This is a genomic window from Massilia sp. CT11-108 (genome assembly GCF_047302915.1).
Lineage (GTDB): Bacteria > Pseudomonadota > Gammaproteobacteria > Burkholderiales > Burkholderiaceae_D > Telluria > Telluria orientalis.
The window spans coordinates 1-1,097 of sequence record NZ_JBKYMO010000965.1; the positions used below are offsets into that span (position 1 = coordinate 1).

The 1,097-nt window shown below is 66.5% G+C and carries 1 protein-coding gene; it reads left to right on the forward strand.

All coding sequences use genetic code 11. The annotated features are described in order from the left end of the window. On the forward strand, window positions 1-1,097 hold a 1,097-nt coding region (locus tag ACEN88_RS32390), incomplete at both ends, for an efflux RND transporter permease subunit (protein ID WP_413346330.1).

Genomic DNA, 1,097 nt, shown 5'->3' on the forward strand with positions numbered 1-1,097 from the left:
GTGCAGGCCGCCCTGTTCCGCGCATCGCGCTCGCTGCCGGCCGAGATGACGACGCCGCCCTCCTACCGCAAGGTGAACCCGGCCGACGCGCCGATCCTCCTGATCGGCCTGAGCTCCCCTTCCCTGCGCCTGAGCGACCTGAATGCCTTTTCCGACAACCTGATGGTGCCCGCGCTCTCGACCCTGAGCGGGGTGGCGCAGGTCAACGTGTCGGGGCAGAGCCGCTATGCGGTGCGCGTCCAGGTCGATCCCGACCGCCTGAACGCGCTCGGCCTGGCGCTGCCGGACGTCGCCGCGGCGCTGAAGGCCGCCAATTCGAATGCGCCGCTGGGCCAGCTCGACACGCGCCGCCAGATGATGAGCATCCAGATGGCGACAGGACTGATGAAGGCCGCCGACTTCGCCCCTGTCGTCGTCGCCACCGTAGACGGGCGCCCGGTGCGGCTGAGCGAAGTGGCGCAGGTGCTGGACAGCGTCGAGAATAACCAGAATACCAGCGGCATCAATGGCGCCAGTTCGATCTTGCTGCAGATCCAGCGCCAGCCTGGAGCGAACACGGTGGCGACCGTCGACGCGATCCGCGCCGCCCTGCCGAAGCTGGTCGCCCAGCTTCCCAGCTCGGTCAAGGTGACGGTCCTGAACGACCGCTCGGTATCGATTCGCGATGCGGTCCATGACGTCAACCTGACGATGCTGCTGACGATCGCGCTGGTGGTACTCGTGATCCTGCTGTTCCTGCGGCGCCTGGCGGCCACGCTGATCCCATCGATCAGCCTGCCGGTGTCGCTGGTCGGCACCTTCGGCCTGATGTTCGCGTTCGGCATGAGCCTGAATAACATCTCCCTGATGGGTCTCACCATCGCGGTCGGACTGGTGGTGGACGACGCCATCGTCGTCCTCGAAAACATCATGCGCCATGTCGAGGATGGAATGGCGCCCCGCGACGCCGCCATCAAGGGCACCAGCGAAGTGGCGTTCACGGTGGTGTCGATCTCGGTGTCGCTGGTGGCGGTGTTCATCCCGGTGCTGTTCATGCCGGGCACGATCGGCCTGTTGTTCCACGAGTTCGCGCTGGTGGTGGCGCTGGCGGTGCTGGT